At 35.9% G+C, this 26,537-nt stretch carries 32 protein-coding genes; 26 read left to right on the plus strand and 6 right to left on the minus strand.

Annotation, left to right across the window (positions count from 1 at the left end; genetic code table 11):
* Nucleotides 1–51: 51 nt before the first annotated feature.
* The 22 genes from EM308_RS04065 (at nt 52) to EM308_RS04170 (ending at nt 15,516) form a co-directional block, all read left to right on the plus strand.
* Nucleotides 52–372 carry a phage holin family protein gene (locus tag EM308_RS04065; RefSeq protein ID WP_035635932.1) on the plus strand — a complete coding sequence of 107 codons (321 nt, stop codon included), beginning with the start codon at nt 52–54 and terminating at the stop codon, nt 370–372.
* A complete protein-coding gene (locus EM308_RS04070) occupies nt 372–827 on the plus strand; it encodes a CHAP domain-containing protein (RefSeq protein WP_035635929.1) in 456 nt (151 codons plus the stop codon). Before EM308_RS04065 ends, EM308_RS04070 begins: the two co-directional genes overlap by 1 nt.
* The gene (locus EM308_RS04075; protein WP_035635926.1) at nt 824–1,309 is read left to right on the plus strand and encodes a hypothetical protein; all 486 of its coding nucleotides are present in this window, start codon (nt 824–826) and stop codon (nt 1,307–1,309) included. Before EM308_RS04070 ends, EM308_RS04075 begins: the two co-directional genes overlap by 4 nt.
* Complete coding sequence (locus tag EM308_RS04080) at nt 1,309–1,791, plus strand: hypothetical protein (RefSeq protein WP_035635923.1); 483 nt, start codon at nt 1,309–1,311, stop codon at nt 1,789–1,791. Before EM308_RS04075 ends, EM308_RS04080 begins: the two co-directional genes overlap by 1 nt.
* Nucleotides 1,791–2,987, plus strand: a complete 1,197-nt coding sequence (locus tag EM308_RS04085; RefSeq protein WP_035635920.1) for a DUF2586 family protein — start codon at nt 1,791–1,793, stop codon at nt 2,985–2,987. Before EM308_RS04080 ends, EM308_RS04085 begins: the two co-directional genes overlap by 1 nt.
* Before the next feature lie 2 nt (nt 2,988–2,989).
* Nucleotides 2,990–3,403 carry a hypothetical protein gene (locus EM308_RS04090; protein ID WP_035635916.1) on the plus strand — a complete coding sequence of 138 codons (414 nt, stop codon included), beginning with the start codon at nt 2,990–2,992 and terminating at the stop codon, nt 3,401–3,403.
* A gap of 49 nt (nt 3,404–3,452) precedes the next feature.
* Entirely contained in the window at nt 3,453–3,752 is a 300-nt protein-coding gene (locus tag EM308_RS04095) for a hypothetical protein (protein ID WP_035635913.1), read from the plus strand.
* 157 nt (nt 3,753–3,909) lie between these two features.
* A complete protein-coding gene (locus EM308_RS04100) occupies nt 3,910–5,895 on the plus strand; it encodes a phage tail tape measure protein (RefSeq protein ID WP_081907241.1) in 1,986 nt (661 codons plus the stop codon).
* Between the two features lies 1 nt (nt 5,896).
* Nucleotides 5,897–6,568, plus strand: a complete 672-nt coding sequence (locus EM308_RS04105) for a DUF6046 domain-containing protein (protein ID WP_051877718.1) — start codon at nt 5,897–5,899, stop codon at nt 6,566–6,568.
* A 1-nt stretch (nt 6,569) separates the two neighbouring features.
* Nucleotides 6,570–7,541 carry a hypothetical protein gene (locus tag EM308_RS04110; RefSeq protein ID WP_035635910.1) on the plus strand — a complete coding sequence of 324 codons (972 nt, stop codon included), beginning with the start codon at nt 6,570–6,572 and terminating at the stop codon, nt 7,539–7,541.
* Nucleotides 7,542–8,048 (plus strand): hypothetical protein, encoded by a 507-nt coding sequence (locus tag EM308_RS04115; RefSeq protein WP_035635907.1) that lies wholly within the window; start codon nt 7,542–7,544, stop codon nt 8,046–8,048. It begins immediately after the preceding gene.
* Between the two features lie 2 nt (nt 8,049–8,050).
* Entirely contained in the window at nt 8,051–8,389 is a 339-nt protein-coding gene (locus EM308_RS04120; protein WP_035635904.1) for a hypothetical protein, read from the plus strand.
* A complete protein-coding gene (locus tag EM308_RS04125; RefSeq protein WP_035635901.1) occupies nt 8,382–8,663 on the plus strand; it encodes a hypothetical protein in 282 nt (93 codons plus the stop codon). The genes EM308_RS04120 and EM308_RS04125 overlap by 8 nt, the downstream gene beginning before the upstream one ends.
* Nucleotide 8,664: 1 nt before the next feature.
* Nucleotides 8,665–9,519 carry a hypothetical protein gene (locus tag EM308_RS04130; protein WP_035635897.1) on the plus strand — a complete coding sequence of 285 codons (855 nt, stop codon included), beginning with the start codon at nt 8,665–8,667 and terminating at the stop codon, nt 9,517–9,519.
* The gene (locus EM308_RS04135; RefSeq protein WP_035635894.1) at nt 9,500–9,997 is read left to right on the plus strand and encodes a hypothetical protein; all 498 of its coding nucleotides are present in this window, start codon (nt 9,500–9,502) and stop codon (nt 9,995–9,997) included. Before EM308_RS04130 ends, EM308_RS04135 begins: the two co-directional genes overlap by 20 nt.
* Nucleotides 9,994–10,890: a phage baseplate protein gene (locus EM308_RS04140; protein WP_051877717.1), complete on the plus strand. Its 897-nt coding sequence runs from the start codon at nt 9,994–9,996 to the stop codon at nt 10,888–10,890. Before EM308_RS04135 ends, EM308_RS04140 begins: the two co-directional genes overlap by 4 nt.
* Complete coding sequence (locus tag EM308_RS04145) at nt 10,890–12,068, plus strand: hypothetical protein (protein WP_070261783.1); 1,179 nt, start codon at nt 10,890–10,892, stop codon at nt 12,066–12,068. The genes EM308_RS04140 and EM308_RS04145 overlap by 1 nt, the downstream gene beginning before the upstream one ends.
* A 2-nt stretch (nt 12,069–12,070) precedes the next feature.
* Entirely contained in the window at nt 12,071–13,126 is a 1,056-nt protein-coding gene (locus tag EM308_RS04150) for a Vgb family protein (RefSeq protein WP_051877696.1), read from the plus strand.
* Nucleotides 13,127–13,160: 34 nt separating this feature from the next.
* Nucleotides 13,161–13,535: a hypothetical protein gene (locus EM308_RS04155; protein ID WP_035635634.1), complete on the plus strand. Its 375-nt coding sequence runs from the start codon at nt 13,161–13,163 to the stop codon at nt 13,533–13,535.
* Nucleotides 13,535–13,858, plus strand: a complete 324-nt coding sequence (locus tag EM308_RS04160) for a hypothetical protein (RefSeq protein ID WP_035635636.1) — start codon at nt 13,535–13,537, stop codon at nt 13,856–13,858. Before EM308_RS04155 ends, EM308_RS04160 begins: the two co-directional genes overlap by 1 nt.
* A 190-nt stretch (nt 13,859–14,048) precedes the next feature.
* A complete protein-coding gene (locus EM308_RS04165) occupies nt 14,049–14,687 on the plus strand; it encodes a thymidylate synthase (RefSeq protein WP_035635639.1) in 639 nt (212 codons plus the stop codon).
* A 187-nt stretch (nt 14,688–14,874) separates the two neighbouring features.
* Entirely contained in the window at nt 14,875–15,516 is a 642-nt protein-coding gene (locus tag EM308_RS04170; protein ID WP_035635642.1) for a porin family protein, read from the plus strand.
* 92 nt (nt 15,517–15,608) lie between these two features.
* Here EM308_RS04170 and EM308_RS04175 read toward each other — a convergent pair whose 3' ends face one another.
* The 3 genes from EM308_RS04175 to EM308_RS04185 form a co-directional block, all read right to left on the minus strand.
* Complete coding sequence (locus EM308_RS04175; RefSeq protein WP_035635645.1) at nt 15,609–16,739, minus strand: ATP-binding protein; 1,131 nt, start codon at nt 16,737–16,739, stop codon at nt 15,609–15,611.
* Nucleotides 16,740–16,880: 141 nt separating this feature from the next.
* A complete protein-coding gene (locus EM308_RS04180; protein ID WP_035635648.1) occupies nt 16,881–19,004 on the minus strand; it encodes a Tex family protein in 2,124 nt (707 codons plus the stop codon).
* A gap of 91 nt (nt 19,005–19,095) precedes the next feature.
* Nucleotides 19,096–19,914, minus strand: a complete 819-nt coding sequence (locus tag EM308_RS04185) for a BRO family protein (RefSeq protein WP_035635652.1) — start codon at nt 19,912–19,914, stop codon at nt 19,096–19,098.
* Between the two features lie 85 nt (nt 19,915–19,999).
* On the opposite strand from EM308_RS04185, the gene EM308_RS04190 reads away from it, so the two are divergent.
* Nucleotides 20,000–20,263, plus strand: a complete 264-nt coding sequence (locus EM308_RS04190; RefSeq protein ID WP_035635660.1) for a DUF1294 domain-containing protein — start codon at nt 20,000–20,002, stop codon at nt 20,261–20,263.
* A gap of 5 nt (nt 20,264–20,268) precedes the next feature.
* On the opposite strand, the gene EM308_RS04195 is transcribed toward EM308_RS04190, so the two are convergent.
* The 3 genes from EM308_RS04195 to EM308_RS04205 all read right to left on the minus strand — a co-directional run bounded on the left by EM308_RS04195 (nt 20,269) and on the right by EM308_RS04205 (nt 22,693).
* Nucleotides 20,269–21,186 carry a cation diffusion facilitator family transporter gene (locus EM308_RS04195; RefSeq protein ID WP_035635662.1) on the minus strand — a complete coding sequence of 306 codons (918 nt, stop codon included), beginning with the start codon at nt 21,184–21,186 and terminating at the stop codon, nt 20,269–20,271.
* 6 nt (nt 21,187–21,192) lie between these two features.
* Nucleotides 21,193–21,621 (minus strand): ribose 5-phosphate isomerase B, encoded by a 429-nt coding sequence (rpiB, locus tag EM308_RS04200; RefSeq protein ID WP_035635667.1) that lies wholly within the window; start codon nt 21,619–21,621, stop codon nt 21,193–21,195.
* 838 nt (nt 21,622–22,459) lie between these two features.
* A complete protein-coding gene (locus tag EM308_RS04205; RefSeq protein WP_035641322.1) occupies nt 22,460–22,693 on the minus strand; it encodes a DUF2007 domain-containing protein in 234 nt (77 codons plus the stop codon).
* Between the two features lie 107 nt (nt 22,694–22,800).
* On the opposite strand from EM308_RS04205, the gene rnr reads away from it, so the two are divergent.
* From rnr to EM308_RS04220, 3 genes are all read left to right on the plus strand, one after another.
* A complete protein-coding gene (gene rnr, locus EM308_RS04210; RefSeq protein WP_035641324.1) occupies nt 22,801–24,990 on the plus strand; it encodes a ribonuclease R in 2,190 nt (729 codons plus the stop codon).
* A gap of 164 nt (nt 24,991–25,154) precedes the next feature.
* Complete coding sequence (locus tag EM308_RS04215; RefSeq protein WP_035641327.1) at nt 25,155–25,820, plus strand: head GIN domain-containing protein; 666 nt, start codon at nt 25,155–25,157, stop codon at nt 25,818–25,820.
* 28 nt (nt 25,821–25,848) lie between these two features.
* Nucleotides 25,849–26,526 carry a LysE family translocator gene (locus EM308_RS04220; RefSeq protein WP_035641330.1) on the plus strand — a complete coding sequence of 226 codons (678 nt, stop codon included), beginning with the start codon at nt 25,849–25,851 and terminating at the stop codon, nt 26,524–26,526.
* Nucleotides 26,527–26,537 lie beyond the last annotated feature (11 nt).

Raw genomic sequence — 26,537 nt, forward strand, 5'->3', positions numbered from 1 at the left:
ACCAAAAAGGCTACTGCAACATGTAGTAGCCTTTTTTTAAAACTTATCACTGTGCAAGAAATATACGATTACGCATTCGATTTTATGAAAAAATTCAGCCCATACATATTAGGGGGTGCAATTGGTTCCATCATTCACAGAATGAGAACGGAGATGTCTTGGATTGCTTTTTTTAAATCGGTTGTCGTGTCGATTTTCATTTCAGTATGTGTGGGGATTGCTTGTAAAGATTATCTCAAAATAACAAATGAGAATATAGTATTCGCTTTATGTGGTCTGTCCGGAGTGTTCTCAAAACTCATCTTAGACGAAATCGAGCAAATAATTAAACTGGCTTCGGTATATGTGAAGTCAAAAATTACAAAAGGGTAATGATCGCATTAGGAAAAAAAACACTTGAAGTTGCAATCACCCAATTGGGAGTTCAAGAAATACCAAAAAACAGCAATGCAGGGCCAGCGGTAGAAAAATATTTAAAGTCCGTTGGACTTGGCAAAGGTTACGCTTGGTGCATGGCATTTATCTACTGGTGTACTAAAGAGGCAGCAAAAGATTTAGGGGTAGAAAACCCGCTTTTCAAAACAGCCGGAGTATTGGCCATGTACAACAAAGAAAAGGATTCAGTGGTAACTGATCCACAACCGGGCGATATAATGATCCTTGATTATGGAAAAGGATTAGGCCACACCGGAATAGTCGAAAAGGTGATCGGAACCGATGTTCACACTATTGAAGGGAATACCAACGACGAAGGAAGCCGTGAAGGCTATGAAGTTTGTCGAAGAGTTAGAAAATTATCAACAATAAAAGGATTTTTAAGATTATGAAAAACTTTATAAAACTAGGTTGTTTGTTTTTTGTTCTCACCACGTTACTGGTTTCTTGCGGGAGCAACAAACCGGTTGTGGTGCAGAATGAAACCAAGACCATTACTCAAACAGTACATGATACTGTTTTCAAGATTGAAAAAGACAGCGCTTCGCTAAAAGCATTGTTAGAGTGCCAAAACGGTAAGGTAGTCGTCAAAAACATTGTCCAGTCCGAACCAGGGCGCACATTAAAAAGCCCAAGGGTTCGGATTGCTGATAATGTTCTGCAGGTCGATTGTGAAGCCAGGGCGCGGGAACTATTAGCCCATTATAAAAACACTCACGAAGCTAAAATACTGACTGTTACTAAAACCATAGAAGTAAATAAACTGACTTGGTGGCAACAAACGCAAATCAAGGGCTTTTGGGGATTCATGGTTATACTGCTTTTAATAGTGGTTTATACGGTGTTTAAATACAACTTTAAAAAATTGATCTAATGAAAAAACACGAAATTTTTGAAACAAACCCAAACCTAAAGCAGGTTCACCTGACCTCGGACGGTCAAGCATTTTACAACGACAACGATGCCAAAATGCACGCCAAAACGCTCGAAGACAAAAATGTGGAATTGGTTATTAATCCGTCTTTAATTGACACGATTGCTGAAGATGTTGACGGTGATGACGAACCAAAAGAGGAAATCAATAAAACAATTCCGTTTGTGCCCTCAGCAGACAGAATGAATCTAGGTGATTCAGGTTCTAAAGAAGATGCTCCAAAGCACGAAGCTGATGAGGCAAAAGCAGAATTGGAAAAATCATTAGCCGAATTTGATCCGGAAACAACAAAATATCCAGAAGCATTGAAATTGTTCAAAGCTTTGGGATTGGAATCAGAAAACGAGAAAAAAGACACAATCTATCCTTTGTTAGTAGCTGAAAAAGCCAAAGCACAACAAGGAGCTAATACTCAAGAGTAATGGGAAAACCTCATGTAAATATAGCCTTTGAAAACGGCAACATTGGAACCGTTACCACTAGCCCTGACGGGGTGAATGTGATTGTTTCGAGTGCCGTTGCCAATGCAGGCTTTGCCCTGAGTACGCCTTATACGGTGTATTCGTTGAACGAAGCGGAAGCTTTGGGCATCATTCCCACGATAGCGGGGAATTACGAACTGCACAAAACCATTAAAGAGTTTTATGCTGAGGCGGGAAACGGAATGGAGCTTTGGATTTATGGCCTTGCAAAAACAAAAACACTTGATGAATTAGTTGCAGCAAGTGAGACGGTTTTGACATCATCAAACAGACGAATCCGTTTTGTGACGATAAAGTATGCTCCATCGGTTCCCGATACAGACGTAGAGGCTGGATTAAGAGAGGGCTTCCCTGCTACTTGTGCAGCGGCTCAGGCAATTGCAGAACAGTTCACAGTTGACAATACCCATCCAGTAGTTTTCATATTGGAGGCTTACAATTATTCAGGGGTACCGGCTGATTTAATTGGTTTTGGTGACACAACATATAACAGGGTTGCTGTGATGATTGGTGATACTGAAAAAAGAACTGGAGCGACTGCCTCAAAAGGTGCGGCTGTAGGGGTTTTGGCGGGTAGAATTGCCAAAAATCAAGTGCATGTAAACGTAGGACGCGTAAAAGACGGTGCATTGAAACCATTGACATTTTATGTGGTTGACATTCCTGTGGAACAGGTAAATGTAGGCGCCCTTTATGACAAAGGATTTATCACTTTAACCACTCACATAGGTAAAAGCGGTTACTACTTTGTCGATGACATGCTGGCTTGTGAGCTGGAGGATGATTACCACTTTTTGACCCGCAGACGTGTAATTGACAAAGCGTATGTTTTGGCAAACCAAACCTTAACCAACTTTATCCTGGACACCGTTCCATTGACAAACGAGGGTAAGATACAAGCGGCGTATGCAAAAGCATTAGAAGCTGAAGTAGAGCGAGTAATTGCACAGGAAATGACTGCTAAAGGGGAACTTTCGGCAGACGTTACTGTCGCAAATGATACAGGAGTTAATTGTGTGATTGATGTTACCAATAACATTGCACAGGATTCAACAATCAAAGGAAGAATTGGAGTACGTCCTCACGGATACGGAAGATTCTTGGAGTTTACAATCGGATTTAACACAGGTCAATAGTTATGAGTTTTAATTCAAGACAATACGAATGGGGTGACATGACGCTCGTTCTAGGCGGTAGAGATGTAACCGGATTCCGTGGAATTAAGTACACCGAAAAAGGCGAAAAAGAACCCTTGTTTGCCAAAGGGAGACACGCTCACAGCATTCAAACCGGTAACATAACCGTAGAAGGTGAAATCACTGTTTTACAATCGGAATTGATCGCACTGGAGAAAGCCGGTAACGGTTCTGTTATAGGTCTTAATGTTGATGCGGTTGTGGCTTATGGTAATCCAAGCCTTGGCGATGCCATGACAACGGACAGAATCGTTGGAATCAGCTTTACGGAAGCCGCGAAAGAAATGAAACAAGGCGACAAAAACATGGAAATCACTATTCCTTTTATCGCTTTGGCAGTAGTGAATCAAGCATAATTAAAAGGCACTCTTTCGGGAGTGCCTTTATAAAAAACAACAACAAACAATGAAAACAGCAACACCGGAACAAATCACTGCATGGAAAGCAGAACATATTAATGTGTATGCGCTAAAAGCTGCGACCTCTGATAAAATATGTTATCTAAGAAAGCCAACACGTCAGGAACTTAGCTATGCCACTAAAGCAAGCGAAACCGATCCTTTGAATTTTAACACCACAATTTTAAAAAGCTGTTGGTTACACGGAGATGAAGAAATAATGACAAACGATAGTTTGTTTTTAGGAATCTGTCCAATGCTGGACGAAATATGTGCCTTTGAAAAGTTCGAGTTGGAAAAGCTGTAGAGTCATCGGCAGTTAATGAAAATGACTGGCTCAGAATAGCGAACGCCCAATTAAGATATTACTTCCATCTTAATCCTGATGACTTAACGGACGAAGAATGGGCCTCGAAATATGCCGAATTAATCTATATCAGAAAATCAGAAAATAACCAATTGTAATGAGCAATACTTTAAGCTATATGATTCAAATCAACAGCAATGTTGATAAGGCTAATAATAGCTTTAATAAGTTTTCAAATAACGTTCTTGGAAGTATTGACAAAGTTCAAAAGCGACTAAATGCCGTCAATATGAACGCCTTCATACAAAATGTAAGTGCGGCCGCTGATGGAATTAATAGCATGAATGATCCTGGAATGAAGTTGAGTTCTAGTCTTGCCGAATTGAAAGCAATTACAGGTGTCACAGGTAATGGCTTAAAAGAAATTGAGGGTTACGCCCGTCAAAATGCAAAAACCTTTGGTGGTTCTGCTGCGGATGGAGTCGAATCCTACAAACTTTTGCTTTCTCAATTAACGCCTGAATTAGCAAAACAACCCAAAGCTTTACAGGCTATGGGTAATTCTGTTAGTGTGTTGTCCAAACAAATGAAAGGAGACAATGCAGCAGCTGCGGAAGTTCTTACAACGGCTATGAATCAATATGGAGTGTCGCTGGATGATCCAATCAGAGCATCCAAAGACATGTCTTCAATGATGAATATTATGTCGAAAGCGGCTGCCGATGGTTCTGCAGAGCTTCCAAGCATTAAAAGCGCTTTGGAACAATCAGGATTAGCTGCCAAAACAGCCAATGTCTCATTTGCTGAAACTAACGCAGCTATTCAGGTTTTGGATAAAGCCGGAAAAAAAGGAGCTGAAGGCGGTGTCGCTTTACGAAATGTATTGGCCACATTATCAGAAGGCCGTTTTTTGCCAAAAGACGTAAAAGCAGAATTGAAAGCGGCAGGTGTTGACGTCAATGCACTAACCGACAAAAGCAAAACTTTGAAACAACGCTTAGATCCATTAAACAAAGTAATGGGGGATCAGGCTTTGGTTACCAAGTTGTTTGGAAAAGAAAATAGCGCGGCTGCCATTGCATTGATCCAAGGAAGAAATTCTATGGACACTTTGACAAAATCCGTGCAGGGTTCTAACGATGCGTATCGTCAGGCGGCGGACATCATGAAAGCGCCGGAAGAAAAAAATAAACGTCTCCAGGCACAGATAGATAATTTTAAAATATCGCTATTTAATGGTACCAATGGATGGTTAGGTTATGCCAATGTCTTGGGAAATACCGCTAGAGACTTTTCAAACTTAATGCCAATATTGGAGGGTGGCGGAAAATTATTTTCCATTATGACAAGTGCCACAAAGCTTCAAGCATTATGGACTGGCATCGTTTCAGGAGCTACAAGTGTGTGGACAGGAGTTCAAGCGGGCTTTAATGCAGTTATGGCAATGAATCCAGTTGTTTTGATTGTTGCCGGTGTTATAGCTCTTGTGGGGACAATTGCCTTGGTGATTTCTAAGACTGAAGGATGGGGCAATGCGTGGAAACATACGGTTACAGGGGCAAAGCTTTTGTTTACAGCTTATGTGCAAACGGCAAAAGCGCAATTCAACTTATTGGTCAATGGGTTTATGATTGGTATTAATAAGATTCAGATTGCCTGGTACAAGTTTAAGAATGTTGTTGGTTTAGGCAATAAAGCTGAAAACACTGCGCAAATAGGACAGCTCAACGCCCAAGTTGAAGCCCGTAAAAAGTCAATTACTGACGGGTACAAAAAAGCGGGTAACACCGCAATGCAGGCGGCGGGTGAGTTTAAGGCTGCTTACGATTCCGTAAAATGGAAAAAGGAAAAGAAAGCCAAAACTGATAACGGTATTGCAGCACCTGGAATACCCGGAACCGATTTTGGAAAAGGAGGTGCCAGTGGTTTGGGCGGTGGTGGTTCTGACAAGATGAAAAAGAGCAATGAATCTGTAGCCACAGGTGGAACCAAGCACAACTACATTACCATCAAAATTGAAGAATTAATTGGTTTAAAAGCTGACAATGTAAGTGGTGGAAAAGACACGGCAAAACAATCAGGTGAAGGCGTAATAGATGAACTATTAAGGACTTTAGCAATGGCAGGAAGTGCCACAAGATAATATGACATTAGATAATCAAGATATATTATTCGCCAGTTTAATGGGAAGCCGTTCGGTTGATTTAATTCAGAATGCAAATATTCTGAATAATGAATTAGCTAATCGCGTATTGCCGGTTATTCCTTTTTTGCCTTTGAAAAACCAAAACAATGTTTTGTCTCAAAAAGGACATGCTATTAACCTGCAGGATAATTGGACCACAAGGGATTCGATAGAGGAGCAAAAGCAGTTCTTTCCGTTAAGCTTTTCCTTTACTGGAGGTGCTGGTACAAATTGGTTGTTTCCTTATGAACCAATGATCAACATTTCGTCTGGTAATAACATTGTGAAGAGGAATGTTGCCAAACAAGGAGGTAACCTTATCGGTACAATCAAGGAGCGTTGGAGCCGAAAAGACTTTGATATAACAGTAACAGGGGTTTTAATTGGAAGCATTATGCAGGGAAAGCCGGAGGATTGTTTTCCAAAGGATCAGCTTATCCAACTTTTTGAGTTTTTAAAGCATTCCAAAGAAATATACATATTCTGTCATCCTTTGCTATTGTTAGGAATCAATAAAGTTGTTGTGGAAGACTATAGTTTTCCATTTACCAAAGGTGAAAATGTGCAGGCGTATGAATTGAAGCTCACAAGTGATTATTCGTATAACCTTTTGATAAAAGAAGAATTTTAAAATGTACAACATCATTTGGGACATACGATTTAAAACAGAAGGAGTGAATTACTCCTTGCAAACTGTTGCTTCGATAGACATTGAGTGCAGTGTTGACAATTTGAGCGATACGGCTGTAATTACGCTTCCCGAAGCTGTAATGAACCAAGTTTTAAATATAGGCAACGAGGTCAAACGAGGCTCTGAAGTGGTTATTAAGGCGGGCTATGATTATGAATTAAAAACGGAATTTGTGGGCTTTGTCCAGGATATAGTAACCAATGACAGTTCATTGAAAATTATGTGTGAGGATGCTCTTTTTCTGTTTAGAAAAGGTGTGAAAGATGTAGAACTGAAACCCACATCGGTACCCAAAATTGCACAGCTTTTAATAAATCAAATAGATTCGTCTTATAGATTGGTTTGTGATTATACTATCAATTACGAAAAATTTGTCATCCACCAAGCCACGGCTTATGATGTCTTGAAAAAACTAGCTGAAGAAACAAAAGCCAATATTTATTTCAACACAGAAAAAAAGGAATTACACATACATCCGCCTTATATAGAAAAAGGAGGTGAAGTAATTTACAGCCTGCAAAGAAATATCGAAAACAGTTCTCTGGAATACAAAAAAGCGATTGACCGGAAAGTCGAGGTTATAGTTGAAAGCACCAACGTAGCGGGAAAAGTTGAAAGTTACACAACCGGAACCACTGGAGGCGAAAAAATCACTTTGAAAGTGGGTTCTGTGAGTCCAGGAGACTTGCCCAAAATTGCCAATGCAGAACTCATACGACGATCTGCCGATATGTACGAGGGAACAATTGACACGTGGGCAATACCATTTGTACAGCCTACATACTCGGCAAAAATAAAAGACGAAGATTATCCTGAAAAGGACGGTAAATATTATGTAGAAGCTGTAACCACTTCAATTAATGAGAGTGGATTTAAAAGAACAGTTAAACTTGGAATTAAAGTAAGTGTGTAAATGGATAAAGCAGCCAAACTAAAACAGGCATTAATTGAAGTTTTGGGGATCAATCCGAACCTTGCCATTACCGCCGAGGTTGTTTCGGTTGAAAATACAACCTGTACGGTGAAGCTTGTTTCGGAGTTGGTTCTTAGCGATGTTCGACTTTGTGCCACGATTAACCAAAGCGAGGATTTATTTGTTATGGCTCCTAAAATTGGCTCTGAAGTCGTGCTAATGAGTCAAACAGGAAAGCTTTCCGGCTTAATGGTTATGAAGATGGATGCTGTTGAAAGTGTCGCTTACAAAAAAGGAGCTTTCGAGTTCCTTATCGATGGGACTACAGGAAAAGTGACGCTGAAAAAAGGGAGCGTGAACTTTGGAAAATTAATTGGTAATCTCATTGATACAATTTCAAATGCTTTAATTGATACTCCAAGCGGTCCTGGTGCAATTAATGCCACGACCAAAACACAACTGAATCAATTGAAAACTCAATTTAATTCGGTTTTAAACAGTGATTAAAAATGAAAAACAGAGGCATTCAACTTAACGATAGCGCAAGCGCCCTTGAAAATATTGATTTAAAAATTGATGTTATACGTGATGCCGACGGATTAATAACACAAGGCTTGGTGATTGGGGAAATAATGAACCAAAATCAGGCTTTAATGTTAATTGCTAATCCGGGAGAGTTCAAGTTTAATCCAACGCTGGGAGTTGCTATTGACGAATTGATTTTGGACAATGATTATTTAAGAATGAGGCACCGTATAAGAGAGCATTTTGCTAAGGATGGATTAATTGTAAAAAACATTGAATTATCGGAAGGGAAGCCATTAATAATTGATGCGAGTTATGAGTAAAGAGATCGCTTATGCCGGACAATCATTTCTTGATAAAATCATTGAATGTACTGGAGATATTGAAAACGCTTTTGAAATGTCCCTACTCAACGCACGAACCATAACTGATAAATTACAAGTAGCCACAACATTAAAAAAAAGTGCAATCACTGATTATGATGTTGTTTCCTATTTTACAGATAATAACAGACCTGCGACTTATGTTGCAGTTATAATACCAACAGACCCAGTATTCGTTTTTACATCACCAGGAGAGTTTCCTTATAGTTTTTAATATGGCAAGAAGTACAACAGATATAAAGTTAAGCATTACAACGGCATACATTTCTAACGAAACGGTTATTGCGATGTATGGATTAGTGCCTGGTCAAACCTTTGAGCAACAATTTTCGGTAGTAAGTATAGAAAACATCATTTTTTCTATTATAGCATTTATTCTTTCTTTTCACGAAAAGATAGTCGAAACCAACGCCAATAATACCCGACCACAAAACCAACAAAATTTAAAACAAACTATGTTGGATTATCACGACGGTTTGGATTTGGTTTGGATAAACGGCGGTTGGCAATATGATTTAACAGGTGTTGCCGATGCTGAGGAAAGAAAAATTATTGATCGTTGTGCCGTGCTTGAAAGCGATGAGGGTTTGGTTTTTAAAGTTGCCACCGATAACGCAGGAAATCTTGAACCGGTAACTCCTGCACAACAAATAAGGATTGAAGCTTATATCATAAAAAAGAAAATGCCTGGTGTTCCTTTTTCATTGATTAACCAAACAGCCGATTTGATAAAAGCCAATTTAACGGTTTATGTTAATCCATTGGTTATTGATTTACCCACAGGTAAATTATTATCAGCCACAACAGATGTTTACCCTGTAAAAGACGCTATTCAATTGTATTTGGCCAATTTGGAATTTGACGGTGCGTTTGTAAAGGATTTTTTCAGAACAACATTAAAAGAAGCGGAGGGAATTGAATTAGTAGTGATTAATTCCATTCAAAGCAAGTTTGCTGGATTTCCTTTTATTGATACGGGTGAATGGAGGATACCGGATGCAGGTTACTTTAAATTATTGGACGAAAACTTAACTATAACCTATCTACCTTATGCTTTGGCAAGTAATTAATTTTTTTGTTCTCAGAGAACAATTGCTACCAACATTCTTACGACATGATCGTATGCTTTTGTTCTTGCAGTCAATAGTTACTCCCCTTGATGAAATATACAAGGAAACATTGTATAAAATGCAACACGATGGCACAACGATAAGTCTTGAAAAAATGCTTAACGAGCATTTTCAAGTAGTTGGATATAATCATCAAAACCATGATGCTACAAAAACTATTTACATCGAAGATGTGCCACAGCCTGACAAGCTCTACATCTATCAGGACGAAGAGGACGAAGTTATTTTTTTGGAAGATGACGGTGACGACAATGAAGATGATATTTTTTTGGATAGCGACAACGAGGGATTTCTTAGCTATTCGTTCATTATCTACATACCAGATACCTACGAATTTCAGGAATACAACATAAGGGCTTTGGTAGATACCTACCGATATTTTGGAAAAAAATACATTATTCAAACTTATACATTATGATTTTAATAGACTTATTACAGGCGGGTGGTTATCGATTTAAGCAGGCAACGCTTCGTAAGATGCAGACTGCTTATTTTGAAATTCTAAAAGCATTTGTGAAGCATTTGGATATGCCAGACGAAGGCAATTTTATTATTAGTGGCTGTACGATTGTTGGTGACAATATCACGTCCGGTATGATGTACATAGATGGTGAGCTTTGCGAGTTTGCCGAAACGCCTGGAACTGCCGATAGTTTGATAAAAAAGAACGTAGCCTATACCAATTTAGTTTTTAAATCAGGTTCTAGTTTGCCTGTTTTCAGAGCGACTAACGCTATGGTTGTAGAGGTTGACGGTGTTGCCTTATCGGCATTTACACGAATCCAAACGGTTAAAAATTTGGTTTGGGGTAATATCGCCGATAAGCCTGACGGTATTGTGACTGACCCAAACTTCGGAATTCCAGATACTCAAACTTTAATTGAAAGAATTATTGCATTAGAGGAAAGGCCTTTGGCTAATGTGCCAATTGGTTTGGTGGCTATTTGGGGATTACCAGCGGATGAAATTCCCGCAGGTTGGGTGGAACATGCGCCATTGTTTGGTAAAATGCCAATAGGTAAAGACTTAACTGATCCTGATTTTGATAGTACGGAAGGTGTGGGAGCTGTTGGAGGTTCTAAGGACCACACTTTGACGATTGCCCAAATGCCGGAACACGATCATGATACCCAAACCCCTGTTGATGGAGGCGGTGGAGCCGATATGCAATCCTCTGTCGAAAGTTCGGGTTCTGACGAAAGATTGATACCAGGACCTAAAACTGGTAAAACAGGAGGAGGCGAAGCTTTTTCAATCATGCCTCCATATAGAGTAGTTGATTATATCAGATACGTAGGAACAGAAGCATAATGGGAACTTTAATTATAGAAACCAAAGAAGACAGCCCTGAGAAATTGGCGGCAATCGTTGGCAAGGATACTAAGTATTTCTTGATGGCGGGAGAGTTTAACGATGTTGTTGCAGCGATAAATGGTAAAGCTGAAACCGAAGCGTTTGAGAATCATTTAGAAGATGAAACTGCTCATAATTTATTGTTTGAAGACAAGGAAGATAAGACTCAAAAAGGCGTTGCTGGCGGTTATGCACCACTCAACGAATTTGTGAAACTGTCTTCGGAATATTTGACCATTGTTAATGATTTGGTTACCGGTGGGGCTACTGCTTTGGCAAGTGCCGAAACCGTTAAAACACTGAAAACCCAAATCAACGCCATCAATACCTTACTGACTTCGGACAATATTAATCTTGATACTGTCCAGGAGATTGTGGATGCGATTGAGACGGTACAATCTTCACTTAGTACTATCCTGGTGAATGACCTGACCACTGGTGGAACCACGAAAGCCTTAACGGCTGAAATGGGAAAAACGTTGAAAGGGTTGGTTGATAGCCTATCAGCCAAAATTCCGAAAGATTATTCTAAGGTAGTTTACGTTAATGCAAATACACCTACCACAGCAACAATTTTTGACACTAACAATCCTCCGGTAACAAATGATAATTCGTTAAAGTCGGATGTAAATAATTTATATATAGGATTGGATACATCTAGTTGGGTTTATAACGCAACTACTTTTACTTACGATGCAGAAACCATTACTTCAAAAGCTTCAACTTTTTATTTATATGGCACAAATAAAGATGCCGGTAATAATAAAAATAATGAGATTGAAAGATCGGGAGCTGTAGGTGTTGGAACGGCAACGAAGCCAAATCATGCCGTGACCAAGGCTCAACATGATTTAAAACAGGACAAAGACAACCAAGTAGAAGTTTCGGCAAATAGCAACGTTCTTAATGCGTGGCACGGACAAACGGTATTGTTTGCAGCAAATTGCACTATAACTGTACCGTCAACATTGAACAACTCACTTGGATTTGTCTTTAGAACATTGGCAGGTGTAACCGTTACGTGGGCTATTACCGCTCCGTTTACTTGGGAGACTACACCAAGCACAACCCCTGAGAAAACAGTAGGTCATTTTATGCGTAGAGGTTCGACTAACACGATAATATTAGATTTCTAATTATGGGATTAAAGAAATATTATTTTGGAAAATCAAAATATACTTCTTTGATAGGAAGTGTGTATAGTGGTTCTGAAAAATGGGACGGCGGTGTTTTAGCTCCAAATGGTAAAATATATTTTGCGCCGAGGGCGGCTAATCAAATTTTACAATTAGACCCATCTACAAATACTACTTCTTTAATAGGAAGTAATTATTCTAGTATGGGCATTTTTAAATATGCAGGTGGCGTTTTAGCACCAAACGGTAAAATATATTTTGTGCCAAATAATGCTAATCAGGTATTACAATTAGACCCATCTACAAATACTACTTCTTTGATAGGAAGTGTGTATGGTGGTGGAGCAAGATGGATTGGCGGTGTTTTAGCTCCAAATGGTAAAATATATTTTGCGCCACATGATACTTCGCAAATTTTAGAATTAGACCCATCTACAAATACTACTTCTTTGATAGGAAGTGTGTATAGTGGCTCGAATAAATATCAAGGTGGCGTTTTAGCACCAAACGGTAAAATATATTTTACACCATATTCAGCTTCGCAAATTTTACAATTAGACCCAGCCACAAATACTACTTCTTTGATAGGAAGTGTGTACACTGGTGTAGAAAAATATACTGGCGGTGTTTTAGCTCCAAATGGTAAAATATATTTTGTGCCATTACAGGCCTCACAAATTTTACAATTAGACCCAGCCACAAATACTACTTCTTTGATAGGAAGTGTGTATGGTGGCTCATATAAATATGCAGGTGGTGTTTTAGCTCCAAACGGTAAAATATATTTTGTATTTAATGGAGCTTCGCAAATTTTACAATTAGACCCGACTACTAATACAACATCATTATTAAGTGGAATTTATAGTAGTTCTTCTAAATATGCATTTGGTGTTTTAGCTCCAAATGGTAAAATATATTTTGCGCCGAGGGCGGCTAATCAAATAATGCAATTGTCTAAAATTAATATTCCTGATATAATAGGATCTGATGCTCAAATACCTTCCGATTTATCAACATTACCTGCTTCAAATTACAATATGTACTATAACAAATACTAGATAAATTTTAATATATCATTTTAATACCACGATTATGATACAAACAAATACCCCCTACACGCACACAGGAGTCGCTGTTTCCCTTACAGGGACTCTATTAGTAGAAATAGTAAACTGGCAAATGTTTAAAGACTTTGCTATTTATGAAATTGAAGATTCAATTATTTTGGAGAGTGGCGCAAAACACTTAATTAATTCACGCCAAAAAAGATTAGAGATTGTTGAGATAAATCAGTTCGATGCTTATTTAAGCACATTGGAGATTGATTTTGCTTCAATGCCAAAGTTTGAAAGAGAATGGCTTAAAGCTAAATTAGCTCTATTAGCATTTGTTCAAACAGATTTACTTGATGATAATATTCACACGATTTACAATTTGTTGCCCGAAAATTGGGTGTTGTCAGAATAATGCTAGGCTTCCTACTTTTCATAATCGCCTACCTGTTGTTTTGGCCGTTGTCGTTGCTAAACTTCTTTTTTGTAGAAGATAAAAAAGGCTATTTCCGTTCATCAGCAAAATCAATTGACATATTTGCCTGTAGAGAGTTTCGAACCTTTTGGAACAAAAAATTAATAACCAAAAACGGTTACAAGTTCGGCAAGGAAGGAGAAACGATTTCAAGTGCTTTGGGTAAAAACATACTACTTGGATCATTGACCAAAACAGGGAAAGTCCTCGTTTGGATTTTGAGTGAAAAACATTGCTTGGATGCAATATTTGAAATCCATTAGTTAGAAGGTATTTCTCAGGAGACGGGAAGTAAAAAGTAGTCCTCCAACAATTAAAAACTTCTCACGGATTTTAATTTTAGCACCAAAGCCAGCGTTGGAGGACATAAGTCTTCTAGTGCTGGCTTTTGCTATTTTATATAATCCGTGAGAGGTGCAAATATAGAATAATCAATCATCAATCAAAAATCAAATGAATAAGTATCACCAAATCTTAAACAAAATTATCACCAAAGGAAAGGTGCAACAAAACAAAAAGGGTTCAATCACTTACCTTTTGAACCAGCCGCTCGAACTAAAGCCAATTGACCTGTTGGAGCTGTTCGAGGGGCACGCTGTTGCACGAAAAAAGCTAAAAGATGAATTAGGTCTGTTTATGGCCGGTGAACGCTCTACGGAGGCATATCGTGATATTGGCGTAACGTGGTGGGATTATTGCGGGCCTATCCTTGTAAATAGCTATCCTACGTACTTTGAGCAGTTGCCACGGCTTATTGAACGCATCAATAAGGAAAAGCGCGCCTCAAAGAACTATGTGTTGTTCCTTGGTTCCAACAACACTGAGAGCAACCAACAGCCGTGCCTTAGCCTAATACAGTTTCAAATAGAGAAAGGAAAGCTCGTTGTAAGTGCTTACCAACGTAGTTCTGACGCTAATCTAGGCTTACCCGCGGACATCTATCACTTGTATCTCATAAGCAAACAAATTGCGCTGCCATTGAAGTCTATTACGTTGTTCCTGGGCAACGTTCATGTGTATGAGAATAATATTGAAGGGACTAAGGAGCTATTGAGCGGCGAATCGGTTAAATTTAATTTAAACGTTGGTTAAATGGTGTTTAAATTGTAGTTAAAAAGCCTGCACGGTAACGTACAGGCTTTGCTTGTTTTAGGTGAAAAAATGTACATTTCATTTTAGATTTGTGTACATTTTAATTTTGCGATTATACAAACATTAACATTATTTAATTGTTTGCAAAATCTTTACTCCTTATTTTGGTACAAAAAAAATCATTTTTATGAAAAAAACATTACTTACATTAATTTCTTTGGTCTCTTTTGGCTTTGCCAATTCCCAAATAAAAGAAAAAGGAACTTTTGAAATGACACCGAAAATTGGATTCTCAAGATTTTCAGAAGTTGCTGATCATGGTGATACAAATCAAAACTCAGGTGTAGAATTTGGAGTAACTACAGATTATTATTTCAGCGACAGATGGAGTTTACGTTCGGGATTAATTTTTGACAAAATGGGGGGCGAATATAGTGCAACTGCACCAATCGATTACATATATGATATGTATTCGCCTCCGCAACAACAATATCAATATTATGAAGACAAATTACATTATTTAAGCATTCCAATCAATGCCAACTGGCACTTTGGAAGTACTCGTAAATGGAATTTGAATTTTGGATTAAGTCCCTCTTTTTTACTAGATGCTAAAGTAAATAATACGGAAATGCCTAAAAACTCAATAGAATCTTTTCAATTGGGGTTAACTTTTGGAATTGGTTATAAAATTGAAATTACTCAAAAATTTGGAATTTTAGTCGATTTTCAAGGCTTTGCTGGTATGACAAATATTAATAAATCAACACCTAAACAAATAGCTAACAGTGGTTCAAGCTTCAACATAGGAGGAGTTTTTGATCTTTAAAAAAACAAAATAACCAAAACCAAAAACTCCCAAATTACAGTAGTAATTTGGGAGTTTTCTTTTTTATTTACCTGAAATTTTTTTTTAATACATCAAAGTATATAGTCCAAATAGTTATCCTGATTAATAATTTCAAAAGTAGCTTGAGGATACGACTTTGCAAATTCAGTTGGAATTTTTGCTTTTACTTTTCCGTATTTATATTCAAAAGCCGATAACTGCTCGTCTTTTTCTTCAATCCTATCGATTTCTTGTTTGGTATGAGTTCTCCAAAAATAGTCATGAACAAAATTTTCGGCATAACTCATTTTTTTTATCCTTTCGGAATTTAAATAGTTTTCCCAAAGTTTGCCAACATCTTCTCTAGTATTCAAAGGATTAAACGAATTAATAATGGCGTTTCGGATACCGTTATCAACGAAATACCATTTTTTCATCTTCGTTATTTCGTTATCCCTATTTCTGCTGAATCCTGAGACACTGTAGATTATAAATACTTTGCTAAATAAATCCAAATACTTTTCAACAGTGTTTTTGCTAATTTGTAAATCACGCCCCACGCTTTCGAGAGATAATTCGCTACCCGTTCTAAAAGCAATAATCTGAAGTAGAGCAATAATTTTATCTCTTTTTTTGATGCCTTCAAAAGCAAAAACATCTCGCAACAATTGAGTATTTACCAACTCTTTTAAATAACTTATTTTATCTTCCCGATTAGTAATATGACTCAATTCTGGATAACTACCCAATATTAATCTGTCTTCGAGATTATTCCGGGTGTCAAGATAATTTTCATTCTTCGCATACTCAATTTGCGCAATAGGATATAAATTTATGGTTTTCATCCGCCCGACTAACGGCTCACCCAACTGATTGTTTATTTCAAATGCTGAAGAACCTGTGACCAAAACTTTCAGATCTTCAATAGTATCAACCATCAATTTTAGTTTTTTTCCAATAGCAGGAATTTCTTGTGCTTCATCAATTATCAATAATTTGGTGTCACCTAGCAGTCTTTTAAAATTTGCCGTACTCTGAATTTCTAATAAGTTATGGGATTCAATATCGTCTCCGTTCAAAAAAAGTACTTTTTCGTTCACACTTCCCATCAGTTTCTTAATCAGTTCGGTCTTGCCAACGCGCCTTGCTCCCAAAAGTACAACCACTTTATTGGGTTGTAATTTTTGAAGAACTAAATCAAGTGCCAATCTATTTATTTCCATAAAATTTAGATTTCTTTAAACAGCACAAAGATAATCATATTTATTAAATTCCGTCTCAGTATTGACGGAATTTAATTGATTTCCGTCAATAACAAGACGGAAATCAATTAAATTCCGTCAATTCAGTCTCTAGAAATAGTCTTAAATAACCATCGTCAACTGAATTCGCTTTCTATCTTCATCAACCTCAGTCACTTTTACTTCAACATGTTGATGTAATTTTACCACTTCGTTGACATCACTTACGAATCCAGCTTTGAGTTGGGAAATATGAACCAATCCGCTTTCTTTGATACCGATATCAACAAAACAGCCGAAGTTGGTAATATTGTTCACAATTCCCGGAAGAATCATTCCGGTTTTCAGGTCTTTTATTGTTTTTACATTTGGGTCAAATTCAAAAACCTTGGCCGATTTTCTAGGATCCAATCCTGGTTTTTCAAGCTCTTTGATAATGTCTTTTAATGTTAATAAACCTATTTCAGAGGTGATGTAATTTTCTGCTTTAATCAAAGCTGTTTTCTCTTTGTTGGCAATCAAATCATTCACCGAAAGTTTCAAATCTTTTGCCATTTTCTCAACAATTCCGTATGCTTCGGGATGAACTGCCGAATTATCCAATGGATTTTTCGCATTTGAAATTCGGATAAAAGCCACACCTTGTTGATATGCCTTGTCACCCAATCTCGGCACTTTTTTTAGTTCTTTTCTATCCGTAAAAGGACCATTTTCAGAACGATACGTAACAATGTTTTCGGCCAGCTTCTCTCCTATTCCACTCACATAACTCAACAAATGTTTACTCGCCGTGTTGATATTTATCCCAACCGAGTTTACGCAACGAATTACCGTATTATCCAGTTCTTCTTTCAATTTGGTTTGATCCACATCGTGTTGGTACTGCCCCACTCCTATCGCTTTTGGATCGATTTTTACCAATTCGGCCAACGGATCCGACAATCGTCTTCCGATGGAAACCGAACCACGAACCGTAACATCAAAATTTGGAAACTCCTCTCGCGCAATTTTCGAAGCCGAATAAACCGAAGCTCCTGCCTCTGAAACGATGAAAACCTGAACCGGTTTATCAAAAGCGATTTTCTTGATAAAGAATTCTGTTTCTCTCGAAGCCGTTCCGTTTCCGATAGAAATTGCATCAATACTATAAGCATTGACCATCGATTTTATCTTTTTCATCGCCATTGCGGTTTCGTTCTGCGGTGCGTGCGGATAAATGGTTTCATTGTACAATAAATCGCCTTTTTCGTCCAGACAAACAATCTTACAACCCGAACGAAATCCTGGATCTATTGCCAAAATACGTTTTTCGCCCAATGGCGGTGCCAACAATAATTGACTTAAATTATTAGCAAATACCTGAATCGAATTAACATCGGCTTTGGCTTTGGCTTCCTGCAACGTTTCATTCGAAATCGCCGGATTCAGCAGGCGTTTGTAACTGTCCTCAATCGCCAATTGTATGTGTGGTGTCGTGCTGTTATCTCCTTTTATGATTATTTCATCAATAATATCGTAGGCATCATCGATTTCGACATCCACTTTAAATTTTATAAAACCTTCATTTTCGGCACGCATTATGGCTAATAATCGATGTGACGGCGCTTTGGTCAGCGGTTCCGACCAATCAAAATACTGATTGAATTTTTGTGCGCCTTCCTCCTCTTTTTTGGATTTTACAGCCTTTGTGGTAATGGTCGCTTTTCGTTCAAACAATCTTCTGAGTTGTTTTCTAACGTAAATATTTTCATTAATCCATTCGGCAATAATATCTCTGGCTCCCTGTAAAGCAGCTTCTTCATTAATCACATTTTCATTCAGATATTGTGTCGCCAGGAAATCAACATCGTCCTTCCCTTGATTCATAATAATCTTTGCCAAGGGCTCCAATCCATTCTCTCTTGCCACATCGGCCTTGGTTCTTTTCTTCTTTTTGTAAGGCAGATAAAAGTCCTCCAATTCCTGTAAATCGAAACTTTGCTGGATTTTTTTCTCCAATTCGGGCGTCAAGGCGTTTTGCTCTTCAATCGATTTTAAAATCGCTTCTTTTCTTTTTACGATAGTTTCGTAATCCTTTTGAAGTTTGGCAATTTGTTCAATAACTATTTCGTCGAGATTCCCGGTTTTGTCTTTTCGGTAACGGGAAATAAACGGAATCGTGCAATCTTCCTGTAGTAATTGAACCGTGTTTTGAATATTTATGGCAACCGTGTTAACGGATTTGGATATGAATTGTATATTGGTCATTTTTTTAATTTTCTAATCACAAAGAAGCGAAGTTTTCGTAAAGTTTGCAAGGGTTTTTGTTCAAAAATAAATGTTCTTATTTAGTGTTTAATTACTCTAATCTTTTTTTACTTGGAGGCAGAAAATTTTCCCCTGTTACGACACTTTTTCCCGTTTTATCTTCCAAAGCTAATCGGGCATTTTTTGCAATTGCGCCTCCTTTTTTACTTGCTTTTGCATTTTCTAAAAGTCCTTTGGCTTCATCGCTTTCAGCAATTTGTCTTGTAGAAAGTTCAGCCAAAGCGGTAAAAATCAATTCTGCTTCAGACATATGATCTCTTAAATTTTGAGATTTTAACCCTTTTACTTCTTTGTGTTTTTTCACAGACAAACCCGTCCATTCCTGATGAATAATATTTGTTAATATTGCAAATTCATCTTGTTTCTCCACACCTGATTCTTTCCAGTAGTCTGTTAATTTATTACGAGTCTCCTGTCCCGTCATTCGCTGTTGAATCCATTTTTCGCTACGTCCTAAATTTTGCCAATTTTCACGAGCACGATCTAAACTTTGGGACGGATCAGCTAATTCTTGCATTCGTTCATACCCTACTTTAGCAAGCCATTGCTTAAAAGGCTCAGCTTTTGGCGATGGAATAGATTGTATTAAACGCAATAACGTTTCAGTATCTGCGGAGTCTGTAAGTCTATTTTTTCCATCTTCAGCAAGCATTTTCAACTGTACGATTTTATCGTACGCTTCACTTCCTTCCTTTTTTAATTTCTTTTTTAAATCAGTCCAATATCTTTTAGGAATTGTACTTCCTGTCAAAATTTGAATTACATCAATAACGGAGAAATACCATACTTCTTTTTCGGAATCATAATGACTTCTTACTTTTTTCTGCTCAAATAATTGCACTGGACTCATCTTCGATCATAATTTAATTAATAAAAATTACTTTTTGAATTTTCTTACAGCTAATATAATATCTTTGGAACTTAATTTTAGTTAAATGAAAGTTTTATTCAACTATTTTTTGATTGTAAACGCTGTTGCTTTTATTCTGATAGCTTATGATAAATATTTGGCAAGAGCTCAAAAAATGAGAATTCCAGAGCGTACTCTTTTGGGTAGTGTTTTTGTGGGAGGAACAATTGGTTCGGGTTTAGCAATGCTTATTTTTAGACATAAAACGGTTAAAAAAAGCTATCTTTTAAAATTTTGGATAATTGTAATTGTACAAGTTTTGATGGGATGGTTTTATTTTACTAAATAAAAATCCTAATCCTGAACGATAAAATCCTTTGAATCTTCTTCTTTTTTATATTCAGGTTGAATATTGATGTGATTGATGTGGAATTTTTCGAATAAAATGTGTTCTACTTTATCCAAAAGGATATTGAATTCGGACATTTTTATGTCTTCAGAACAATCGAGATGTGCTTCAAGATGTAATTCCTCTTCATTAAGATACCAAACATGGATGTGATGCAGTTTTTTTACACCTGGTATTTTATGTACTTCACTTATAATTTCATTAACATCAATATGACTTGGTGTAAAAAGCATTAACATTTGTGTCGATTCTTTGAGTAAATCAAATCCAACAATTATCAAATAAATGGCAATTATTAAAGTTAATATACTATCAACCCAAAACCACTGGTAATATTTCATCAGGAAACCACCGATTAAAACGGCAACCGAAGCCAACATATCTGTAAATAAATGCAGGTAAGCCGATTTCATATTTAGGTTTTTATCGGCATCATTTTTTAACATTACGGCAGATAAACCATTGGCAACAATTCCTAAAATGGAAAGCCAAATTACCAATCCAAATTTAATGGGTTGAGGATTAAAAAACCTTTCAATACCTTCATAAACCAAAAATAAAGCCACCGATATCAATGTTAATGCATTGACAAAAGCAGCAATTAATTCGGCCCTTTTATAACCAAAAGTTTGATCATTCGAAGCTTTTTTTCTGGATAATTTATGGGCTACATAGCTAAAAACCAACGAAAGCACATCTGAAAAATTATGCAATGCATCGGATAACAAAGACAAACTTCCCGAAATAACTCCTCCGATAGCTTGTGCAACCGTTATTACAATATTCAAAACAATCGAAAACAACAGATTCTTACCTTCTACATGATGGTGATGACCGTGATTATGATTGTGATGATGCTCCAAAATATACTAACAGCTTATTTTATCGACTCTAGTTTGATGTCTTCCACCTTCAAATTCGGTATTTAGGAAAGTATCAACAATTTCGATAGCTTGTTGAATAGAAGTATAACGAGCTGGAATACTAACAATATTGGCATTATTATGTAAACGTGTTAAATAAGCTATTTCCTTGGTCCAACACAAACCCGCACGAACTCCGGCATGTTTATTAACAGTCATGGCAATTCCGTTTCCGCTTCCGCAAATAACAATTCCAAAATCGGCTTTTCCTTCTTCAACATCGCTTGCAACAGGATGACCAAAATCCGGATAATCTACAGAAGCATCAGAATCTGTTCCATAATTGGTTACCTGATGTCCTTTTGATTCCAAATATTGAACTATCGCTTTTTTATAATCTGGTCCGGCGTGGTCATTTCCTATAGAAATTTTCATTTTTATATAATTTAGTTGTAGTTGCAAATTTAGCCAAACTATTTTAGATATAAACCATAAAATAGTGATTAGTAATTAGTCCTTAGTGTTTAGCTTTTGACCTCTTTGAAAATTTAAAAACCTTTTTTATTTACTAATCACTAATGACTAATTACTAATTACTTTAACTCCTTGATTATAAGAAAATTTGAAGTTTATTAACATTTTAATAAATTCACAATACACTGCAAATCAGTGAACAGAATATAATTTAAATGTTAATTTTTTGTATTGTTAATAGTAAAATGCAAATACTTGATTTTCAGATAACTTTAAATTAACGTGAAATGTTTATAACTTTAAATAAAAAATTAGAAGTTTTTTGCATTTGTAAACAAAAAATAAGTAATCCAAAACTGATATTTAAAATCCAAATAAAGTTTGAGGAATTTTTAGAAAAGTTATCAATACTATATTTTGATTTCTTAACAAGAAAATAAAAAACACTTATTTACAATTCACCTCATTTTTCAAATATCAACAGTTGTTAACTATTTCATAAAAAATCTTAAAAATCAAGAATATAAGTATAAATAACACTGTTAATAACTCAAGATAAAAACCTAAAAGTTGATTTCAATACATTTTTTAAAAAAATTATAGCAACAATTAACAAGCTATAATAACAATAAATATTTTTTAAAATTTTAAAATTTCTTTTTGTTGTATTTAATATATGTTGACAACTTTTAAATTTGAAAAAAATGTTTAGTAATTAGTGAATAGATTTTAGTGATTAGTTATTTGTTTTTAAAAATAAAAAATAGCTAATTACTCTTTACTAATTACTGAATTCTTTTTAAACGATGAAAAGTTTTGGTTTTAAATTGTCAAGGATTTCTTGAACTTGTTCAAAATCGTTTGGATGTACTTTGAGATGGATTCCACCGTATGCAAAACTTGCCAATGGGTCGATGGAGATTATATATTCGTTTTCAAAAAAATAATGAATTTCTTCCTGATCCAAAATATGTCTAAGAACCACAATTTCATGTGGATAATTAAAAATAGCAATTGTTTTGAAGCCTTTCATTTTGAATTTTTTATAAATGTAATAAAGTTATTATTAGTTTAAAACACTTTGAGAATAGGGAATACTGAATACTATTTCGTAATTTTAAACCTTATAAGAAAAGATACATGGGTAAAAGATTAAGAAAGCCGATAAAGAAAGGTAAAGATTTCTCGGATAAAATTATAAAAATATTATCGAATAGTGCCAATAAAGCCTTTAATTATAAGCAAATAGCAGCTAAATTGGAAGTGGATGACACACAAAGCCGTAATCAAATCATAAAGGATTTAAAGATTTTGGCAGCATCAAAAAAAATTATTGAATCCGAACCCGGAAAATATTTAATTAAAGCCGCAAGTAAAGAGTATTACGAAGGAACAATTGATATGACCGGTCGAAAATCGGCTTATTTTATCTGTCCTGATTTTGAAGAAGACATTTTTATTCCTAGCAATAATCTAAATCATGCGCTGGATAATGATACCGTAAAAGTGTATGTTTATAACAAAAGAAGCGGCAGAAGGGCAGAAGGAGAAGTAATTGAAGTAATCGAAAGATACAAAACCGATTTTGTTGGAGTTATTGATATTCAAAAGAATTTTGCTTTTGTTTCAACGGCAAATCCAAAAATGTACACCGATATTTTTATTCCAAAAGATAAATTAGGAGATGCACAACAAGGCGATGTTGTCTTGGTTCATATCGAAGATTGGCCTAAAAGAGCAGATAGCCCTTTTGGAAAAGTGATAAAAGTTCTAGGAAGACCTGGAGAACATGATACCGAAATTCACGCGATTTTGGCGGAATACGGTTTGCCATCAGAATTTCCGATTGAGGTTGAAACTTTTGCTCAAAAAATAGATACTTCTATTACTGAAGAGGAAATCAAAAAGCGTCGTGATATGCGCGATACTTTGACGTTTACGATTGACCCAAAAGATGCCAAAGATTTTGATGATGCATTGTCTTTTAAAAAGTTAGAAAATGGAAATTATGAAATAGGAATTCATATTGCCGATGTGTCACATTATCTAGAAGAGGGAACCATTCTTGACGATGAAGCGTATCAAAGAGCAACTTCAGTTTATCTTGTGGATAGGGTAGTGCCAATGTTGCCCGAAGTCCTTTCTAATTTTGCTTGTTCCTTGCGTCCGCAGGAAGAGAAATATACGTTTTCGGCAGTTTTTGAAATAACCGAAAAATGTCAGGTTGTAAATCAATGGTTTGGAAGAACTGTTATTTATTCTGATCAGCGTTTTGCTTACGAAGAAGCGCAATATATCATAGAAACCAAAGACAATACCATTCCTGAGGAAATTTCGATTACAGGGAGTTCTTATGTGGTTTCTGAGCCAATTGTTGAAGCTACTTTGAAAATGGATCAGCTAGCAAAAATTTTCCGAAAAAGAAGAATGAATGAAGGTGCTATTTCTTTTGACAAAGTCGAAGTAAAATTCAACTTGGATCAGGACGGAGAACCAGAAGGCGTTTATTTTAAAATAGCCAAAGATGCCAATCATCTGATTGAAGAATTCATGTTATTAGCCAATAGAAAAGTGGCCGAATTCATTGGAAAACAAAAGAAAACTTTTGTCTATAGAATTCATGATGAACCCAATGAAGATAAATTGATAGCGATGCAAAATGTTATTGCTAAGTTTGGTTATAAAATTGATTTTAGAAATAAAGGAGATATTTCAAAGTCATTGAATGCTTTGATGGAAGAGGTAAATGGTAAAAAAGAGCAGAATTTAATTGATACGCTCGCCATTCGATCTATGAGTAAAGCCAAATATTCTACAGATAACATTGGTCATTACGGATTGGCATTCGAATATTATTCACACTTTACTTCGCCTATTAGACGTTATCCTGATGTAATGGTTCATAGACTATTGCAGCATTATTTGGATGGTGGAAAATCGGCTAATGAAGAAGAATTTGAAACCAAATGTTTGCATTCTTCCACAATGGAAGGTTTGGCTACCAATGCAGAGAGAGATTCTGTAAAATATATGCAGGTAAAATACATGCAAAACCATAATGATGAGGAATTTTTGGGTGTAATTTCAGGTGTTACCGAATATGGTATTTTTGTGGAAATCATCGAAAATAAATGTGAAGGTATGGTAAGAACCCGCGAAATTAAAGAGGATTATTATACTTTTGACGAAAAACAGTACGCTTTGGTAGGAGCCAATTCGAATCGATTGTTACAACTTGGAGATGAAATTTATGTAACCGTAAAAAATGCCGATTTGGTTAAAAAACAATTGGATTTTAATTTCGTTAGAAGAAATGAAAATGATTTTTAAATAAATAACTGTCCACAATTTGAACCAAAAAAGTATTATTTTTTTACCATTAAGAAATTAAGAAAATAAAGTTTTAGTCTTAATGAACCTTAATTTCTTAATGGTTTTAAGAGAGAAAAAATTTTATTTTTTAAATAAATAATAAACAATTAAATTTTAGTAAAATGAAAAGAATAATTTCAGTAGTTTTTATTTTTCTGGCACACTTTACTTTTGCACAAACCACTATAACTCTTGCTGATTTTGATGATGTAAAAGTGTTTGATCAATTGAAAGTTACTTTAATAGCTTCTGATGAAACAAAGGCTGTAATTACAGGGACTGAGCAAAGTAAAGTAGAAATTGTTAATAAAAATGGACTTTTGAAAATAAGAATGCCTTTAACAAAAATACTTTCGGGAAACGAAGCAAGTGTTACTTTGTATTTTAAAAGAATCCATACTATTGACGCGAATGAAGGAAGTATCGTAAATTGCGCTGATGTTTTTAAACAAACTTCTTTGAATTTAAACACACAGGAAGGAGCAAAGATTACTGTGGTGATTGATGTGGATAAAACTGCAATTAAAGCTGTTTCCGGAGGAATTGTGGTTGTAAGAGGAAAAGCTGTCACACAAAGTGTTATTGTTAATTCTGGAGGTATTTTTAAAGGAAGAGAACTGGCAACTTCTCAAACAACTGTAAGCATATCTGCAGGAGGAAGCGCTGATGTTAATGCGACTACACTTGTTGATGCTAAAGTAAAAGCCGGAGGAACCATTTTTGTTTATGGTAAACCAAAGGAACTAAAACAGGAAACGCTTATGGGTGGAACTGTAGTTCAGAAATAATAAAATAATTTTTTAAAGTCATTTTTTAATGATAAACGATGTTTTAACGGGTATTCCCTGGGGTGTTCTTCTTAGTTTTATGATTGGTCCTGTGTTTTTTATTTTACTTGAAACGAGTATAATTAAAGGATTTAGAGCCGCTTTTGTATTTGATTTAGGTGTTATTTTAGGCGATGTTTTTTTTATTACAATTGCTTATTTAGGCAGTTATCGATTGATTCAGAGTTTAAATGATAATTCTTCATTATTTATTTTTGGTGGATTTATCATGATGGCGTATGGTTTTATTTCTTTTCTTGGAATTAAAAAAGAAAAGAAAATAAACACAAGATCAATTGACAATGAGATTATTAAAACAAATTATTTTGGACTCCTTTTCAAAGGTTTTTTCTTGAATATTATTAATATCGGAGTTCTTGGTTTTTGGTTGGCCGTGATTATTTCGGTAGGACCAAAATTAGAGATGGAAACCTCAAGAATATTGACTTTTTTCATTTCAGTTATTTTGACTTATTTGGCAATTGATTGTATAAAAATAGTCTTGGCAAAACAATTGAAACATAAAATGACGCCGACTAATATTTATAAAATAAAGCGAGGAATCAGTGTTGTGTTGATGATTTTTGGTTTTGCTTTAATTTTTCAAGGTTGGTTTCCTGAGGAAAAACAAATGGTAAAAAATGCTTTTGAAAAAATAGAAAAGTAATTTTTTTAAAA

Source organism: Flavobacterium gilvum, from assembly GCF_001761465.1.
In the GTDB taxonomy this organism is placed as follows: Bacteria; Bacteroidota; Bacteroidia; order Flavobacteriales; family Flavobacteriaceae; genus Flavobacterium; species Flavobacterium gilvum.

What these genes read in the sequence shown, in the direction of transcription:
- EM308_RS04070 (WP_035635929.1), top strand. Translation starts at nt 372, where the DNA reads ATGATCGCATTAGGAAAAAAAACACTTGAAGTTGCAATCACCCAATTG.
- EM308_RS04075 (WP_035635926.1), top strand. Translation starts at nt 824, where the DNA reads ATGAAAAACTTTATAAAACTAGGTTGTTTGTTTTTTGTTCTCACCACG.
- EM308_RS04080 (WP_035635923.1), top strand. Translation starts at nt 1,309, where the DNA reads ATGAAAAAACACGAAATTTTTGAAACAAACCCAAACCTAAAGCAGGTT.
- EM308_RS04085 (WP_035635920.1), top strand. Translation starts at nt 1,791, where the DNA reads ATGGGAAAACCTCATGTAAATATAGCCTTTGAAAACGGCAACATTGGA.
- EM308_RS04090 (WP_035635916.1), top strand. Translation starts at nt 2,990, where the DNA reads ATGAGTTTTAATTCAAGACAATACGAATGGGGTGACATGACGCTCGTT.
- EM308_RS04095 (WP_035635913.1), top strand. Translation starts at nt 3,453, where the DNA reads ATGAAAACAGCAACACCGGAACAAATCACTGCATGGAAAGCAGAACAT.
- EM308_RS04100 (WP_081907241.1), top strand. Translation starts at nt 3,910, where the DNA reads ATGAGCAATACTTTAAGCTATATGATTCAAATCAACAGCAATGTTGAT.
- EM308_RS04105 (WP_051877718.1), top strand. Translation starts at nt 5,897, where the DNA reads ATGACATTAGATAATCAAGATATATTATTCGCCAGTTTAATGGGAAGC.
- EM308_RS04110 (WP_035635910.1), top strand. Translation starts at nt 6,570, where the DNA reads ATGTACAACATCATTTGGGACATACGATTTAAAACAGAAGGAGTGAAT.
- EM308_RS04115 (WP_035635907.1), top strand. Translation starts at nt 7,542, where the DNA reads ATGGATAAAGCAGCCAAACTAAAACAGGCATTAATTGAAGTTTTGGGG.
- EM308_RS04120 (WP_035635904.1), top strand. Translation starts at nt 8,051, where the DNA reads ATGAAAAACAGAGGCATTCAACTTAACGATAGCGCAAGCGCCCTTGAA.
- EM308_RS04125 (WP_035635901.1), top strand. Translation starts at nt 8,382, where the DNA reads ATGAGTAAAGAGATCGCTTATGCCGGACAATCATTTCTTGATAAAATC.
- EM308_RS04130 (WP_035635897.1), top strand. Translation starts at nt 8,665, where the DNA reads ATGGCAAGAAGTACAACAGATATAAAGTTAAGCATTACAACGGCATAC.
- EM308_RS04135 (WP_035635894.1), top strand. Translation starts at nt 9,500, where the DNA reads ATGCTTTGGCAAGTAATTAATTTTTTTGTTCTCAGAGAACAATTGCTA.
- EM308_RS04140 (WP_051877717.1), top strand. Translation starts at nt 9,994, where the DNA reads ATGATTTTAATAGACTTATTACAGGCGGGTGGTTATCGATTTAAGCAG.
- EM308_RS04145 (WP_070261783.1), top strand. Translation starts at nt 10,890, where the DNA reads ATGGGAACTTTAATTATAGAAACCAAAGAAGACAGCCCTGAGAAATTG.
- EM308_RS04150 (WP_051877696.1), top strand. Translation starts at nt 12,071, where the DNA reads ATGGGATTAAAGAAATATTATTTTGGAAAATCAAAATATACTTCTTTG.
- EM308_RS04155 (WP_035635634.1), top strand. Translation starts at nt 13,161, where the DNA reads ATGATACAAACAAATACCCCCTACACGCACACAGGAGTCGCTGTTTCC.
- EM308_RS04160 (WP_035635636.1), top strand. Translation starts at nt 13,535, where the DNA reads ATGCTAGGCTTCCTACTTTTCATAATCGCCTACCTGTTGTTTTGGCCG.
- EM308_RS04165 (WP_035635639.1), top strand. Translation starts at nt 14,049, where the DNA reads ATGAATAAGTATCACCAAATCTTAAACAAAATTATCACCAAAGGAAAG.
- EM308_RS04170 (WP_035635642.1), top strand. Translation starts at nt 14,875, where the DNA reads ATGAAAAAAACATTACTTACATTAATTTCTTTGGTCTCTTTTGGCTTT.
- EM308_RS04175 (WP_035635645.1), bottom strand. Translation starts at nt 16,739, where the DNA reads ATGGAAATAAATAGATTGGCACTTGATTTAGTTCTTCAAAAATTACAA.
- EM308_RS04180 (WP_035635648.1), bottom strand. Translation starts at nt 19,004, where the DNA reads ATGACCAATATACAATTCATATCCAAATCCGTTAACACGGTTGCCATA.
- EM308_RS04185 (WP_035635652.1), bottom strand. Translation starts at nt 19,914, where the DNA reads ATGAGTCCAGTGCAATTATTTGAGCAGAAAAAAGTAAGAAGTCATTAT.
- EM308_RS04190 (WP_035635660.1), top strand. Translation starts at nt 20,000, where the DNA reads ATGAAAGTTTTATTCAACTATTTTTTGATTGTAAACGCTGTTGCTTTT.
- rpiB (WP_035635667.1), bottom strand. Translation starts at nt 21,621, where the DNA reads ATGAAAATTTCTATAGGAAATGACCACGCCGGACCAGATTATAAAAAA.
- EM308_RS04205 (WP_035641322.1), bottom strand. Translation starts at nt 22,693, where the DNA reads ATGAAAGGCTTCAAAACAATTGCTATTTTTAATTATCCACATGAAATT.
- rnr (WP_035641324.1), top strand. Translation starts at nt 22,801, where the DNA reads ATGGGTAAAAGATTAAGAAAGCCGATAAAGAAAGGTAAAGATTTCTCG.
- EM308_RS04215 (WP_035641327.1), top strand. Translation starts at nt 25,155, where the DNA reads ATGAAAAGAATAATTTCAGTAGTTTTTATTTTTCTGGCACACTTTACT.
- EM308_RS04220 (WP_035641330.1), top strand. Translation starts at nt 25,849, where the DNA reads ATGATAAACGATGTTTTAACGGGTATTCCCTGGGGTGTTCTTCTTAGT.